Below are 16,313 nucleotides of genomic sequence, written 5' to 3'. Positions count from 1 at the left end.
ACAGGGACGTGCTGACAAATGTTGCAAAAGTACACACAGATGATAGCTGTCACCAAGTGTATCATCACCAAAAATAAAAAAACACAGGAGAATGTAGATGCCTACAATTAACCAATTGGTTCGCAAACCGCGTAAATCAAAAGTAGAAAAATCTAAATCACCAGCTTTGAACGTTGGTTACAACAGTCATAAAAAAGTTCAAACAAACGTTTCTTCACCACAAAAACGTGGTGTTGCAACTCGTGTTGGAACAATGACACCTAAAAAACCTAACTCAGCCCTTCGTAAATTCGCTCGTGTACGTTTGAGCAACCTTATCGAAGTTACTGCCTACATCCCAGGTATCGGACACAACTTGCAAGAGCACAGCGTGGTTCTTCTTCGTGGTGGACGTGTAAAAGACCTTCCAGGGGTACGTTACCATATCGTCCGTGGTGCACTTGATACTGCAGGTGTTAACGATCGTAAACAAGGCCGTTCTAAATACGGTACTAAACGTCCAAAAGCATAAGGAAAGGGGATAAAGAGAAATGAGTCGTAAAAATAGAGCTCCAAAACGTGACGTATTGCCAGATCCGCTTTACAATTCACAACTAGTTACTCGTCTTATCAACCGCGTTATGCTTGATGGTAAACGTGGTACAGCTGCTTCAATCGTTTACGGTGCCTTTGAGCAAATCAAAGAAGCTACTGGAAACGATGCACTTGAAGTATTTGAAACAGCTATGGAAAACATCATGCCTGTACTTGAAGTACGTGCACGTCGTGTTGGTGGTTCTAACTACCAAGTCCCAGTTGAAGTTCGTCCAGAACGTCGTACAACACTTGGACTTCGTTGGTTGGTAACAATCGCTCGTCTTCGTGGTGAACACACAATGCAAGACCGTCTTGCAAAAGAAATCTTGGATGCTGCTAACAATACTGGTGCAGCTGTTAAGAAACGTGAAGACACTCACCGTATGGCTGAAGCTAACCGTGCATTCGCACACTTCCGTTGGTAAGATAGGATGCGAAAGCGTTAAGAAAGTCCCAGGGAAAATAGGGAATCAAAGCAGGTTGCGATTGCAACCAATGAGATTCATCTTTTTCTCCAGACTTTTAGCTTGAGCTCAACTATATCATGTTGCTAGGAACGGTAAGGATGCAAGGTGAAAATAGGAAACTGACGCAGTATTCGACGAATACAAAGAAGTTTATCTTTTTCACACAGCATCCCGTTCCAGCTCAAATCGGCTAATTAACTTTAGCCCGAGTTCAATTCAACTTGTAAATCTATAAGTTGAAACCAACAATAGCATGAAAACATTGAGAACGGGTAGGTCCTGCCTATCCGTTTTTATTAAAATCATGTTATAATAGAATAGAAATCAAAAATAAATAGGAGAAACAAACCTCATGGCACGCGAATTTTCACTTGAAAAAACTCGTAATATCGGTATCATGGCTCACGTCGATGCTGGTAAAACAACAACTACTGAGCGTATTCTTTACTACACTGGTAAAATCCACAAAATCGGTGAAACTCACGAAGGTGCGTCACAAATGGACTGGATGGAGCAAGAGCAAGAGCGTGGTATCACTATCACATCTGCTGCGACAACAGCTCAATGGAACAACCACCGCGTAAACATCATCGACACACCAGGACACGTGGACTTCACAATCGAAGTACAACGTTCTCTTCGTGTATTGGATGGTGCGGTTACCGTTCTTGACTCACAATCAGGTGTTGAGCCTCAAACTGAAACAGTTTGGCGTCAAGCAACTGAGTATGGAGTTCCACGTATCGTATTTGCCAACAAAATGGACAAAATTGGTGCTGACTTCCTTTACTCTGTAAGCACACTTCACGATCGTCTTCAAGCAAATGCACACCCAATCCAATTGCCAATCGGTTCTGAAGATGACTTCCGTGGTATCATCGACTTGATCAAGATGAAAGCTGAAATCTATACTAACGATCTTGGTACAGATATCCTTGAAGAAGACATTCCAGCTGAATACCTTGACCAAGCTCAAGAATACCGTGAAAAATTGATCGAAGCAGTTGCTGAAACTGACGAAGAATTGATGATGAAATACCTCGAAGGTGAAGAAATCACTAACGAAGAATTGAAAGCTGGTATCCGTAAAGCGACTATCAACGTTGAATTCTTCCCAGTATTGTGTGGTTCAGCCTTCAAGAACAAAGGTGTTCAATTGATGCTTGATGCGGTTATTGACTACCTTCCAAGCCCACTTGATATTCCAGCGATTAAAGGTGTTAACCCAGATACAGACGCAGAAGAAACTCGTCCAGCATCTGACGAAGAGCCATTTGCAGCTCTTGCTTTCAAGATCATGACTGACCCATTCGTAGGTCGTTTGACATTCTTCCGTGTTTACTCAGGTGTTCTTCAATCAGGTTCTTATGTATTGAACACTTCTAAAGGTAAACGTGAACGTATCGGACGTATCCTTCAAATGCACGCTAACAGCCGTCAAGAAATTGACACTGTTTACTCAGGTGATATCGCTGCTGCCGTTGGTTTGAAAGATACTACAACTGGTGACTCATTGACAGATGAAAAAGCTAAAATCATCCTTGAGTCAATCAACGTTCCAGAACCAGTTATCCAATTGATGGTTGAGCCAAAATCTAAAGCTGACCAAGACAAGATGGGTATCGCCCTTCAAAAATTGGCTGAAGAAGATCCAACATTCCGCGTTGAAACAAACGTTGAAACTGGTGAAACAGTTATCTCTGGTATGGGTGAGCTTCACCTTGACGTCCTTGTTGACCGTATGCGTCGTGAGTTCAAAGTTGAAGCGAACGTAGGTGCTCCTCAAGTATCTTACCGTGAAACATTCCGAGCTTCTACTCAAGCACGTGGATTCTTCAAACGTCAATCTGGTGGTAAAGGTCAATTCGGTGATGTATGGATTGAATTTACTCCAAACGAAGAAGGTAAAGGATTCGAATTCGAAAACGCAATCGTCGGTGGTGTGGTTCCTCGCGAATTTATCCCAGCGGTTGAAAAAGGTTTGGTAGAATCTATGGCTAACGGTGTACTTGCAGGTTACCCAATGGTTGACGTTAAAGCTAAACTTTACGATGGTTCATACCACGATGTCGACTCATCTGAAACTGCCTTCAAGATCGCGGCTTCACTTGCCCTTAAAGAAGCTGCTAAATCAGCACAACCAGCTATCCTTGAACCAATGATGCTTGTAACAATCACTGTTCCAGAAGAAAACCTTGGTGATGTTATGGGTCACGTAACTGCTCGTCGTGGACGTGTAGATGGTATGGAAGCACATGGTAACAGCCAAATCGTTCGTGCTTACGTTCCACTTGCTGAAATGTTCGGTTACGCAACAGTTCTTCGTTCTGCATCTCAAGGACGTGGTACATTCATGATGGTATTTGACCACTATGAAGATGTACCTAAGTCAGTACAAGAAGAAATCATTAAGAAAAATAAAGGTGAAGACTAATCAGTCCTCGCTCTAGAAGGAAGTCACTTAGTGGCTTCCTTTTTTGTAACGTTACGACAAATTTTATACATTCTGAAAATATGACTTAAAGAACTTTCATATAACATAAGTTGAAGTAATTTGCGAAGGAAATTTACAATGTAAATGAAAATATATTGTTAAAGAATGTAATTTATCTTTTAAAACTCATAAAAACAAAATAATTATTCATAAATAAACTTTAAAATAGAAAATTCAGAAAATTTCTTATTTTGTCTTGAAAAATTTTGAAAAAATGGTATGATAGTAACAAGTTATTTTTAAGTGAAGAGAAAGGGGAACAATGGAGAAAATCAGTTTAGAATTTCCTAAGACGGGGTCGGACCTAGTTTTGGAAACACTTCGTGATTTAGGAATTGATACCATCTTTGGTTATCCTGGTGGTGCGGTCTTGCCTTTTTATGATGCGATATATAATTTTAAAGGCATTCGCCACATTCTAGGACGCCATGAGCAAGGTTGTTTGCATGAAGCTGAAGGTTATGCCAAATCAACTGGAAAGTTGGGTGTTGCTGTCGTCACTAGCGGACCAGGAGCAACAAATGCCATTACAGGGATTGCAGATGCTATGAGCGATAGCGTTCCCCTTTTGGTCTTTACAGGTCAGGTGGCGCGAGCAGGGATTGGGAAAGATGCCTTTCAGGAGGCAGACATTGTGGGAATTACCATGCCAATCACTAAGTACAATTACCAAGTTCGTGAGACAGCTGATATCCCTCGAATCATTACGGAAGCTGTCCATATCGCAACTACAGGCCGTCCAGGGCCGGTCGTCATTGACCTACCTAAAGACGTATCTGCTTTAGAAACAGACTTCATCTATTCACCAGAAGTGAATTTACCAAGTTATCAGCCGACTCTTGAGCCGAATGATATGCAAATCAAGAAAATCTTGAAGCAATTATCCAAGGCTAAAAAGCCAGTCTTGTTAGCTGGTGGTGGAATTAGTTATGCTGAAGCTGCTGCGGAATTAAATGAATTTGCAGAACGCTATCAGATTCCAGTGGTAACCAGTCTTTTAGGGCAAGGTACGATTGCAACGACTCATCCACTTTTTCTTGGAATGGGAGGCATGCACGGATCTTTCGCAGCTAATATTGCCATGACGGAAGCGGATTTTATGATTAGTATTGGTTGCCGTTTCGATGACCGCTTGACGGGGAATCCTAAGACCTTTGCTAAGAATGCTAAGGTTGCTCACATTGATATTGACCCAGCTGAGATTGGCAAGATTATTAGTGCGGATATTCCGGTCGTTGGGGATGCTAAAAAGGCCTTGCAAATGTTGTTGGCAGAACCAACCGTTCATAACAATACTGAGAAATGGATTGAGAAAGTCACTAAAGACAAGAACCGTGTTCGTTCTTATGACAAAAAAGAGCGTGTGGTTCAACCGCAAGCCGTTATTGAACGAATTGGTGAATTGACGAACGGGGATGCCATTGTGGTAACAGACGTTGGTCAACACCAAATGTGGACAGCCCAGTATTATCCCTACCAAAATGAACGTCAGTTAGTGACTTCAGGTGGTTTGGGAACAATGGGATTCGGAATTCCAGCAGCAATCGGTGCTAAAATTGCCAACCCGGATAAGGAAGTAGTCTTGTTTGTTGGGGATGGTGGTTTCCAAATGACTAACCAGGAATTGGCTATTTTGAACATTTACAAGGTACCAATCAAGGTGGTTATGCTGAACAACCACTCACTTGGAATGGTTCGCCAGTGGCAGGAATCCTTCTATGAAGGTAGAACGTCAGAGTCAGTCTTTGATACCCTTCCTGATTTCCAATTGATGGCGCAAGCTTATGGCATTAAAAACTATAAGTTTGATAATCCTGAGACCTTGGCTCAAGACCTTGAAGTCATCACTGAGGATGTTCCTATGCTAATCGAGGTAGATATTTCTCGTAAGGAACAGGTGTTACCAATGGTACCAGCTGGTAAGAGTAATCATGAGATGTTGGGGGTGAAGTTCCATGCGTAGAATGTTAACAGCAAAACTACAAAATCGTTCAGGAGTCCTCAATCGCTTTACTGGTGTCCTGTCTCGTCGTCAGGTCAATATCGAAAGTATCTCTGTTGGAGCAACAGAAGATCCGAATGTATCGCGCATCACCATAATCATTGATGTAGCTTCACATGATGAAGTGGAGCAAATCATCAAGCAACTGAATCGTCAGATTGATGTGATTCGCATTCGAGATATTACAGACAAGCCTCATTTGGAGCGCGAGGTGATTTTGGTTAAGATGTCAGCGCCAGCAGAGAAGCGTGCTGAAATTCTAGCCATTATTCAACCTTTCCGTGCAACGGTGGTGGATGTAGCGCCAAGCACGATTACCATTCAGATGACAGGAAATGCAGAAAAGAGCGAAGCCCTGTTGCGAGTCATTCGACCATACGGTATTCGTAATATTGCTAGAACGGGTGCAACTGGATTTACCCGCGATTAATACTCTTCGAAAATCAAATTCAAATCGCGTCAGCTTTGCCTTGCCGTAGGTATATGTTACTGACTCCGTCAGTCTTATTTACAACCTCAAAGCAGTGCTTTGAGCAGCCTGCGGCTAGCTTCCTAATTTGCTCTTTGATTTTCATTAAGTAAAAAATAACTTAAATTTGTTAACCCAGCCTAACAGGCAATAAAAAATAGAAAAGAGAGAAAACTATGGCAGTTCAAATGGAATACGAAAAAGATGTTAAAGTAGCAGCACTTGACGGTAAAAAAATTGCCGTTATCGGTTATGGTTCACAAGGACATGCGCATGCTCAAAACTTGCGTGATTCAGGTCGCGATGTCATCATCGGTGTACGTCCAGGTAAATCTTTTGACAAAGCAAAAGAAGATGGATTTGACACTTATACAGTAGCAGAAGCAACTAAATTAGCTGACGTTATCATGATTTTGGCACCAGACGAAATCCAACAAGAATTGTACGAAGCAGAAATCGCTCCAAACTTGGAAGCTGGAAATGCAGTTGGATTTGCCCATGGTTTCAACATTCACTTTGAATTTATCAAAGTTCCTGCAGATGTAGATGTCTTCATGTGTGCTCCTAAAGGACCAGGACACTTGGTACGCCGTACTTATGAAGAAGGATTTGGTGTTCCAGCTCTTTACGCAGTATATCAAGATGCAACAGGAAATGCTAAAAACATTGCTATGGACTGGTGTAAAGGTGTTGGAGCAGCGCGTGTAGGTCTTCTTGAAACAACTTACAAAGAAGAAACTGAAGAAGATTTGTTTGGTGAGCAAGCTGTACTTTGTGGTGGTTTGACTGCCCTTATCGAAGCAGGTTTCGAAGTCTTGACAGAAGCAGGTTACGCTCCAGAATTGGCTTACTTTGAAGTTCTTCACGAAATGAAATTGATCGTTGACTTGATCTACGAAGGTGGATTCAAGAAAATGCGTCAATCAATTTCAAATACTGCTGAGTACGGTGACTATGTATCAGGTCCACGTGTGATTACTGAACAAGTTAAAGAAAATATGAAAGCTGTCTTGGCAGATATCCAAAATGGTAAATTTGCAAATGACTTTGTAAATGACTATAAAGCTGGACGTCCAAAATTGACTGCTTACCGTGAACAAGCAGCTAACCTTGAAATTGAAAAAGTTGGTGCAGAATTGCGTAAAGCAATGCCATTCGTTGGTAAAAACGACGATGATGCATTCAAAATCTACAACTAATTGATAGAAATTAAGGTGAAGGCGAGTTGGGGGACTAACTCGCTTTTATAATCAATTCATCTTTGTTTGAGAGGATGGATTGTGATAATATGAATAGTCTAGGAGAAAATGATGTTAAGTTCAAAAGATATCATCAAGGCTCATAAAGTCTTGAACGGTGTGGTCGTGAATACCCCACTGGATTATGACCATTATTTATCGGAGAAGTATGGTGCTAAGATTTATTTGAAAAAGGAAAATGCCCAACGTGTTCGTTCTTTTAAAATTCGCGGTGCCTATTATGCCATTTCCCAGCTCAGCAAGGAAGAACGTGAGCGTGGGGTAGTCTGCGCTTCTGCGGGAAATCATGCGCAGGGAGTTGCCTATACTTGTAATGAGATGAAAATTCCTGCTACTATTTTTATGCCAATTACTACTCCGCAACAAAAGATTGGTCAAGTTCGCTTTTTTGGTGGGGATTTTGTAACCATTAAACTAGTTGGGGATACCTTTGATGCTTCTGCTAAGGCAGCTCAAGAATTTACAGTCTCAGAAAATCGTACCTTTATTGATCCCTTTGATGATGCCCATGTTCAAGCAGGTCAAGGAACCGTCGCTTATGAGATTTTAGAAGAAGCTCGAAAAGAGTCGATTGATTTTGATGCTGTCTTAGTTCCTGTTGGAGGTGGTGGTCTCATTGCTGGGGTTTCTACCTATATCAAGGAAACAAGTCCAGAAATTGAAGTCATCGGAGTAGAGGCTAATGGAGCGCGTTCTATGAAGGCTGCCTTTGAAGCTGGTGGACCTGTCAAACTAAAAGAAATTGACAAATTTGCGGATGGGATTGCTGTGCAAAAGGTAGGTCAGTTGACCTATGAGGCAACTCGTCAACATGTTCAAACTTTGGTAGGTGTCGATGAGGGATTGATTTCTGAAACATTGATTGATCTCTACTCTAAGCAAGGGATTGTCGCAGAACCTGCTGGAGCGGCTAGTATCGCCTCTCTAGAGGTGTTGGCTGAATATATCAAGGGGAAAACCATTTGTTGTATCATTTCTGGAGGAAATAATGATATCAACCGTATGCCAGAAATGGAAGAGCGTGCCTTGATTTATGATGGGATTAAGCATTACTTTGTGGTCAATTTTCCACAGCGTCCAGGGGCTTTGCGTGAGTTTGTAAATGATATCCTGGGGCCAAATGATGATATCACACGATTTGAGTATATTAAGCGAGCTAGCAAGGGGACAGGGCCCGTATTGATCGGGATTGCCTTGGCAGATAAGCATGATTATGCAGGTTTGATTCGTCGAATGGAAGGGTTTGATCCATCTTATATTAACTTAAATGGTAATGAAACGCTCTATAATATGCTTGTCTGAGGACTAATAAAAAAATATCATATTATTTGCACAACAGATGTATAGGTGCTATAATGAGGGTGAAGAAAGGGGGCGATTCCTATGGACTTAGGAAATCGATTACGCTATTTCTATCACAATTCATTATAGTACCTATTATTTTTTGATTCGGTTTATAGTAAGGTAGTAAAATTACTTGTTATATATAAGGAGTATTTTTAGAATACACTATTTTATATATGTCTAATCTAAAAATTGGCTAAATATAATAGGAATTAGAAAAAATAATCAATACTAATGAGAAGCCTTATACTGAGTTAACTGAGAAGAGTGATAAGATACTAAGAAGATAAAAACAGTGGAAAATATTGGAAGATAGGATACTATTGTTTCCTAACTACTCATCTTTTTATAGGTTTGAAGAAATAAAAAGGAATATTGATAAAGTAAATAAATAGTACCAGTTGAGCAAGTGAAAGGTGCTTATAAAGGCAGGAAGAATATCAAAGAAGGAGAAGAGAAATAATAGTTAGTAATAGTGTGGAGAGCAAGTCTTCTGCTATTAGAAATATTATTTTAAAGTTAGGTAAATAGAATAAAGTTGAGTATAAAACCTGTCTAATCTATCAAGAATTGCTATTTGCAAAGTATGAATAATTTTACAAACAAAAGAGTTAATAATACAATTATTTTAAAGGTATTTACTAATGGTTTATAGCAAGGGAAAACCTATATATTATCGGCTTTAATAAGATAGTAATAGAAAAATAAATCATTAATTTTATTGAATATATGTTTTTTTATTGACAAAAGTCATAAAAACGTATACAATTAAATATCGTAAAGAAGAAAATAGGAGAAGGACATGGCTAAGTCAAACTTTGAAAAAGTAGAATCAGTTGTTGGCTGGGTTCGTGATAAGAAGATCACAGGCTACCGTATCTCTAAAGAAACGAATGCGCGTGAAATGTCTATCATTGCTCTAGCGCAGGGTCGTGCAAAAGTAAAAAATATTTCATTTGAAACAGCTCTAGGTTTAATTGATTTCTATGAAAAAAATCATGAAAAATTTGAAGATTAATCTTTGGATAATGGCGGATTCTTGAATAAGGTCTGCCTTTTCATTTTGATACTCAATGAAAATCAAAGAGCAAGCTAGGAAGCTAGCCGTAGGCTGTACTTGAGTACGGCAAGGTGACGCTGACGTGGTTTGAATTTGATTTTCGAAGAGTATGAGGACAGTAAAAAGACTGCACGGTTGATGCAGCCTTTTCTTTTTATTTGAGATAACGTTGAAGGAATTCTTTTGTACGCTCTTCTTTAGGATTGGTGAAGAGGTCTTCTGGTTTGCCTTCTTCAGCAATCACGCCCTTATCCATAAAGATAACACGGTGAGAGACATCACGGGCAAATTCCATCTCGTGGGTTACAACAATCATAGTCAAGCCTTCCTGAGCTAAATCCTGCATGATTTTGAGGACTTCTCCAACCATTTCTGGATCGAGAGCTGATGTTGGTTCATCAAAGAGAATAGCGTCAGGATTCATTGAAAGGGCACGAGCGATGGCCACACGTTGTTTTTGACCACCTGAGAGTTGTTTTGGCTTGGCTTGCCAATAGCGTTCTCCCATGCCGACTTTTTCTAGGTTTTCTTTGGCAATCTTTTCAGCTTCTGCACGTTCGCGTTTAAGGACAGTTGTCTGAGCGACGATTGTATTTTCAAGCACGTTGAGATTTTCAAAGAGGTTAAAGGATTGGAAAACCATTCCCAGCTTTTCACGGTATTGAGTGAGGTCATAGCCTTTTTCGAGGACGTTTTGTCCATGATAAAGGATTTGACCATCAGTTGGTGTTTCAAGTAGGTTAATGGAGCGTAGGAAGGTTGATTTCCCGCTTCCAGAGCTTCCGATGATAGAGATGACCTCTCCCTTGTGGACAGTGAGAGAAATATCTTTTAGCACTTCGTTTTGTCCATAGGATTTTTTGAGGTGTTTAATTTCAAGGATTGCTTGTGTCATTATTTCAAATCCTCCGTTTGCATTTGGTTAGCACCTGTAGTATAGGTATCCATGTCCATTCGGCGCTCGATGAAGCGTAGGATACGTGTTACGGTGAAGGTGAGGACAAAGTAAATCACTGCGATGATTGTAAATGTCTGGAAGTATTGATAGGTTTGCGTCGCCACGGTATTTCCTGAGAAATAAAGTTCAACAACAGAGATAACGTTCAATACAGATGTATCTTTGATATTGATGACAAATTCATTACCAGTTGCTGGCAGGATGTTACGGACTACTTGAGGTAGGACAATCTTACGCATGGTTTGGTTATGAGTCATACCAAGAGCAGTAGCGGCTTCAAATTGTCCCTTGTCAACTGCTAGGATACCACCACGGACGATTTCAGTCATGTAGGCACCGGTGTTGATCGAAACGATGAAGATAGCAGCTAGTGTACGGTCAAGGTTGATACCGAAAGCTTGGGCAGTTCCATAGTAGATAACCATCGATTGAACAATCATTGGTGTACCACGGAAAATTTCAATGTAGACATTGAGGATCCAGCCGACTAGTTTTTGTAAGCCATAAATGGCTTTATTCTCAGATAGAGGAGCAGTACGGAAGACACCAATGGCAAGTCCAATAATGAGACCTGTGATGGTTCCCACGATAGAGATTAAAAGGGTGATACCAGCACCACGCAAGAGTTGTTGCCAGTTTTCAGAAAGGATTTTAGCAACTTGACTAAAGAAACTACTGCTAGTCTCTTCAGTTGTTGTAGCTTCGGCAGGCTGTTCCTTGATCATACGATCCATCAAGGCAACTTGGTCATCTTTTGAAATGGTTTCAATGCTGGCATTGATTTGGCTAATACGATTGTCATCTTTACGAAGTCCGATGGCGATAGCTGTATCTTCTTCCCCAGTTTTGAAACCTGGTTCTACTTGAACCATTTTAAACTTAGAGTTAGCAGCTTCGGCAGTCAGTGCTTCTGGGCGTTCAGAAACATAAGCATCGATGACACCGGCCTCAAGAGCTTGGCGCATTTGAGCGAAGTCTCCCATGGCTGTTTCTTTTTTAGCACCTGGGATTTGTGCAATCAAGTCATAAAGGTAGACACCTTGTTGAGAAGTGATTTTCGCACTGTTAAAGTCATCCAAAGATTTAGCACTTGCGTAGGCAGAATCTTTTTTGACAAGCAAAACTGGTTCGCTAGTGTAGTAACTGTTTGAAAAGGCAATTTCTTGTTTGCGTTCAGCAGTTGGACTCATACCTGCGATAATCATGTCAATCTTACCAGAAGTAAGGGCAGGGACTAGACCTTCCCACTTGGTTTTAACAACCAAAGGCTCTTTACCTAAGTCCTTAGCGATTTTCTTGGCGATTTGAACATCGTATCCATTGGCATACTGGTTAGTCCCATCGATTTTGACAGCTCCATTGCTATCATCATCCTGAGTCCAGTTAAAGGGGGCATATGCTGCTTCCATCCCGATGCGTAAATATTCATCAGCTTGAGCAACATTGACAAGTCCTAGCATCAGCAAGAGACTTGTGAAAATAGATAAGTATATTTTTCTCATGATTTCTCCTATTTCTAATCTATTAAAAAATAACTGTCTCCTATTTTATCGAAAAAAACTCTATTTTTCAATATAGGTAAGCCCTTACTTATGAAAAAATGATATAATGATAGCAAAGATAAAAAGGGGGCTTAGTTGATGAAAAAAACTTTTTTCTTATTGGTGTTAGGCTTGTTTTGCCTTCTGCCATTCTCTGTTTTTGCCATTGATTTCAAGATAAACTCTTACCAAGGGGATTTGTATATTCATGCAGACAATACGGCAGAATTTAGACAAAAGATAGTTTATCAGTTTGAGGAGGACTTTAAGGGGCAAATCGTGGGACTTGGACGTGCTGGCAAGATGCCTAGCGGATTTGACATTGATTCTCATCCAAAGGTTCAGGCTGCGAAAAATGGTGCTGAACTAGCAGATGTTACTAGCGAAGTGATAGAAGGAGCAGATGGTTATACTGTTAAAGTCTATAATCCAGGCCAGGAAGGCGACACAGTTGAAGTTGACCTTATCTGGAACTTAAAGAATTTGCTTTTCCTTTATGATGATATCGCTGAATTAAATTGGCAACCTCTGACAGATAGTTCAGGGGCTATTAGGAAGTTTGAATTTCATGTAAGGGGAGACAAGGGGGCTGAAAAACTCTTTTTCCATACAGGGAAACTTTTTAGAGAGGGAACGGTTGAAAAGAGTAACCTTGATTATACCATCCGTTTAGACAATCTTCCGGCTAAACGTGGAGTTGAGTTACATGCCTATTGGCCTCGGACCGATTTTGCTAGCGCTAGGGATCAGGGATTGAAAGGGAATCGTTTAGAAGAGTTTAATAAGATAGAAGACTCGATTGTTAAAGAAAAAGAGCAAAGTAAACAACTCGTTACTTGGGTCTTCCCTTCGCTACTTTCTATCTCCTTGTTATTGAGTATTTGCTTTTATTTTATTTATAGAAGAAAGACCACTCCTTCGGTCAAATATGTCAAAAATCATCGTATCTATGAACCACCAATGGAATTAGAGCCTATGGTTTTATCAGAGGCTGTCTACTCGACCTCCTTGGAGGAAGTGAGTCCCTTGGTCAAGGGAGCAGGAAAATTCACCTTTGACCAACTTATTCAAGCTACCTTGTTAGATGTGATAGACCGTGGAAATGTCTCTATTATTTCAGAAGGAGATGCAGTTGGTTTGAGGCTAGTAAAAGAAGATGGTTTGTCAGACTTTGAGAAAGACTGTCTAGATCTGGCTTTTTCAGGCAAAAAAGAAGAAACTCTTTCCAATTTGTTTGCGGATTACAAGGTATCTGATAGCCTTTATCGTAGAGCAAAAGTCTCTGATGAAAAACGGATTCAAGCAAAGGGGCGTCAGCTCAAATCTTCTTTTGAAGAAGTATTGAAAGAGATGCAAGAAGGAGTGAGAAATAGAGTTACCTTCTGGGGGCTTCCGGATTACTACCGTCCTTTAACTGGTGGGGAAAAGGCCTTGCAAGTGGGTATGGGTGCTTTGACTATCCTGCCCCTATTTATCGGATTTGGCTTGTTCTTGTACAGTTTGGATGTTTATGGCTATCTTTACATCCCCTTGCCAATACTTGGTTTTCTAGGTTTGGTTTTGGCTGTTTTCTATTATTGGAAGCTTCGACTAGATAATCGTGATGGTGTCCTGAATGAAGCAGGGGCAGAAGTCTACTATCTCTGGACCAGTTTTGAAAATATGTTGCGTGAGATTGCAAGATTGGATCAGGCTGAATTGGAAAGTATTGTGGTCTGGAATCGCCTTTTGGTCTATGCGACCTTATTTGGCTATGCGGACAAGGTCAGTCATTTGATGAAGGTTCATCAGATTAAAGTGGGAAATCCAGATATCAATCTCTATGTAGCTTATGGCTGGCACGGTATGTTTTATCATTCAAGCGCGCAAATGAGCCATTATGCCAGCATCGCAAACACAGCAAGTACCTATTCCGTATCTTCTGGAAATGGAAGTTCTGGCGGTGGCTTCTCCGGAGGTGGAGGCGGTGGCAGTATTGGTGCCTTTTAAAGAGAACTGTCACAGACTAAAAAAATATGCTATAATGGAAGATAGAAAAAGGAGTAATCTATGTATCTTATTGAAATTTTAAAATCTATCTTCTTCGGTATTGTTGAAGGAATTACGGAATGGCTGCCGATTTCAAGTACAGGTCACTTGATTTTAGCAGAGGAATTTATCCAATACCAAAATCAAAATGAAGTCTTTATGTCCATGTTTAATGTCGTGATTCAGCTTGGTGCGATTTTGGCGGTTATGGTGATTTACTTTAATAAGCTCAATCCCTTTCAACCGGGTAAAGACAAGCAGGAAGTTCGTCGAACTTGGCAATTGTGGTCTAAAGTTCTTGTAGCTACTTTACCTTTGCTTGCAGTGTTTAAGTTTGATGATTGGTTTGATACTCACTTCCATAATATGGTTTCAGTTGCTCTCATGCTAATCATCTACGGGGTCGCCTTCATCTATTTGGAAAAACGTAATAAAGTGCGCGCTATTGAGCCAAGTGTGACTGAACTGGACAAGCTTCCTTATACAACGGCTTTATATATTGGGCTCTTCCAAGTTCTGGCTCTTTTACCAGGTACTAGTCGTTCTGGGGCAACGATCGTCGGTGGTTTGTTAAATGGAACCAGTCGTTCTGTTGTGACAGAATTTACCTTCTATCTTGGAATTCCAGTTATGTTTGGAGCTAGTGCCTTAAAGATTTTCAAATTTGTGAAAGCAGGACAGCTCTTGAGCTTTGGGCAATTATTCTTGCTCTTGGTTGCGATGGGAGTAGCCTTTGCAGTTAGCATGGTCGCTATTCGTTTCTTGACAAGCTATGTGAAAAAACACGACTTTACCCTTTTCGGTAAATACCGTATTGTACTCGGTAGCGTCTTGCTACTGTATAGCTTTGTCCGTTTATTTGTATAAGAAAAACCTTGAAGGGTCAACTCTTCAAGCTTTTAAAATCCAGTCACGGTAATCCCCAGCAGGCGGATACCTCTTTCTTTCTCGCTTAATTCTTCATAGAGTTGCAGGGCTATTTGACTTATCTGACTAGCATCCTGTGTTTTTTGAACAATACTTTTTCGTTTAGTGAGAGTTGAAAAGTCTTCGTAGCGGATTTTCAAAATGACAATTCTTCCAGCTTTTTCTTGCTGATTGAGATTGAGAGCGACTCTTTCTGATAGGAGAGTCAGCTCTTTTTTGATGTCCTCCTCGGCACGGAGAATCTTTCCATATGTTTTCTCTTTCCCGATTGATTTACGGATACGATTGGATTTGACTGGGGAATTGTGGATGCCACGAGCCTTTCGATAAAGGTCATAACCCAGTCTTCCAAAACGGTCTATTAGGGTCACTTCAGGAACTTCAAGTAGATCAGCGCCGGTAAAAACACCCATTTGATGAAGTCTTTCCACTGTCTTTTTTCCTACTCCATGAAATTTGGAAATATCCATTTGTTTTAGAAAGTCCTCAGCCTGGTCAGGTAGAATCACTGTCAGACCATGTGGTTTTTGATAATCACTAGCCATTTTAGCTAAGAACTTGTTGTAGGAAATACCAGCAGAAGCAGTTAGATGGAGTTCTTGCCAGATATCCTCTTGAATGAGACGAGCAATTTTGACTGCCGACTTGATGCCGAGTTTATTTTCTGTTACATCCAAATAGGCTTCGTCAATACTCATAGGCTCAATCAAATCTGTATAGCGCTTAAAAATAGTTCGAATCTGGAATCCCACAGACTTGTATTTTTCATAATTCCCTGAGATAAAGACGGCCTGGGGGCAACGCTCGTAGGCTTCTTTAGAACTCATGGCTGAATGGACACCAAAAGCTCGCGCCTCATAGCTACAAGTGGAAACGACACCACGCCCACCTGTTTGCCGAGGGTCGCTTCCGATAATGACAGGTTTTCCTCTGAGTTTAGGATTATCCCTGATTTCCACTGCAGCAAAAAAGGCATCCATGTCAATATGGATGATTTTTCTTGACAAATCATTTAATAAGGGGAAAATCAACATGCCTAGCACCTTTTTATACTCTTCGAAAATCTCTTCAAACTATGTCAGCTTCGCCTTACCGTAGGTATATGTTACTGACTCCGTCAGTCTTATTTACAACCTCAAAGCAGTGCTTTGAGCAGTCTGTGGCTAGCTTCCTAGTTTGCTTTTTGAT

General features: G+C 40.6%; 13 protein-coding genes. 10 read left to right on the top strand and 3 right to left on the bottom strand.

Annotation, left to right across the window (positions count from 1 at the left end):
- Positions 1-97 precede the first annotated feature (97 nt).
- The 8 genes from rpsL to HMPREF2628_RS00215 all read left to right on the top strand — a co-directional run bounded on the left by rpsL (position 98) and on the right by HMPREF2628_RS00215 (position 9,629).
- Positions 98-511, top strand: coding sequence for a 30S ribosomal protein S12 (rpsL, locus tag HMPREF2628_RS00250; RefSeq protein ID WP_001142332.1), 414 nt, complete (start codon positions 98-100; stop codon positions 509-511).
- A 19-nt stretch (positions 512-530) separates the two neighbouring features.
- Positions 531-1,001: a 30S ribosomal protein S7 gene (gene rpsG, locus HMPREF2628_RS00245; RefSeq protein WP_000087873.1), complete on the top strand. Its 471-nt coding sequence runs from the start codon at positions 531-533 to the stop codon at positions 999-1,001.
- A gap of 394 nt (positions 1,002-1,395) precedes the next feature.
- On the top strand, positions 1,396-3,477 hold the full coding sequence (fusA, locus tag HMPREF2628_RS00240; RefSeq protein WP_045612723.1) for an elongation factor G: 2,082 nt from the start codon (positions 1,396-1,398) through the stop codon (positions 3,475-3,477).
- Between the two features lie 322 nt (positions 3,478-3,799).
- Entirely contained in the window at positions 3,800-5,500 is a 1,701-nt protein-coding gene (locus HMPREF2628_RS00235; RefSeq protein ID WP_070841994.1) for an acetolactate synthase large subunit, read from the top strand.
- Positions 5,493-5,969 (top strand): acetolactate synthase small subunit, encoded by a 477-nt coding sequence (gene ilvN, locus HMPREF2628_RS00230; protein WP_001253805.1) that lies wholly within the window; start codon positions 5,493-5,495, stop codon positions 5,967-5,969. The genes HMPREF2628_RS00235 and ilvN overlap by 8 nt, the downstream gene beginning before the upstream one ends.
- Before the next feature lie 215 nt (positions 5,970-6,184).
- A complete protein-coding gene (gene ilvC / locus HMPREF2628_RS00225; protein WP_000290683.1) occupies positions 6,185-7,207 on the top strand; it encodes a ketol-acid reductoisomerase in 1,023 nt (340 codons plus the stop codon).
- 111 nt (positions 7,208-7,318) lie between these two features.
- Positions 7,319-8,569 (top strand): threonine ammonia-lyase IlvA, encoded by a 1,251-nt coding sequence (gene ilvA, locus HMPREF2628_RS00220; RefSeq protein ID WP_000952976.1) that lies wholly within the window; start codon positions 7,319-7,321, stop codon positions 8,567-8,569.
- An 844-nt stretch (positions 8,570-9,413) separates the two neighbouring features.
- Entirely contained in the window at positions 9,414-9,629 is a 216-nt protein-coding gene (locus tag HMPREF2628_RS00215; protein ID WP_001130036.1) for a capsule biosynthesis transcriptional regulator, read from the top strand.
- Positions 9,630-9,825: 196 nt separating this feature from the next.
- Here HMPREF2628_RS00215 and HMPREF2628_RS00210 read toward each other — a convergent pair whose 3' ends face one another.
- Entirely contained in the window at positions 9,826-10,566 is a 741-nt protein-coding gene (locus tag HMPREF2628_RS00210; RefSeq protein WP_049487447.1) for an amino acid ABC transporter ATP-binding protein, read from the bottom strand.
- Positions 10,566-12,131: an ABC transporter substrate-binding protein/permease gene (locus HMPREF2628_RS00205; RefSeq protein WP_070841993.1), complete on the bottom strand. Its 1,566-nt coding sequence runs from the start codon at positions 12,129-12,131 to the stop codon at positions 10,566-10,568. Before HMPREF2628_RS00205 ends, HMPREF2628_RS00210 begins: the two co-directional genes overlap by 1 nt.
- A 138-nt stretch (positions 12,132-12,269) precedes the next feature.
- On the opposite strand from HMPREF2628_RS00205, the gene HMPREF2628_RS00200 reads away from it, so the two are divergent.
- Both HMPREF2628_RS00200 and HMPREF2628_RS00195 read left to right on the top strand, forming a co-directional pair.
- The gene (locus HMPREF2628_RS00200; protein WP_070841992.1) at positions 12,270-14,159 is read left to right on the top strand and encodes a DUF2207 domain-containing protein; all 1,890 of its coding nucleotides are present in this window, start codon (positions 12,270-12,272) and stop codon (positions 14,157-14,159) included.
- 60 nt (positions 14,160-14,219) lie between these two features.
- Entirely contained in the window at positions 14,220-15,065 is an 846-nt protein-coding gene (locus HMPREF2628_RS00195) for an undecaprenyl-diphosphate phosphatase (protein WP_070841991.1), read from the top strand.
- A gap of 32 nt (positions 15,066-15,097) precedes the next feature.
- On the opposite strand, the gene dinB is transcribed toward HMPREF2628_RS00195, so the two are convergent.
- The gene (gene dinB / locus HMPREF2628_RS00190) at positions 15,098-16,159 is read right to left on the bottom strand and encodes a DNA polymerase IV (protein ID WP_070841990.1); all 1,062 of its coding nucleotides are present in this window, start codon (positions 16,157-16,159) and stop codon (positions 15,098-15,100) included.
- Between the last annotated feature and the right edge of the window lie 154 nt (positions 16,160-16,313).

Origin of the sequence: Streptococcus sp. HMSC063B03 (genome assembly GCF_001836965.1) — a bacterium.
Lineage (GTDB): Bacteria > Bacillota > Bacilli > Lactobacillales > Streptococcaceae > Streptococcus > Streptococcus pneumoniae_F.
This window is presented reverse-complemented; position numbering and strand designations above follow the sequence as displayed.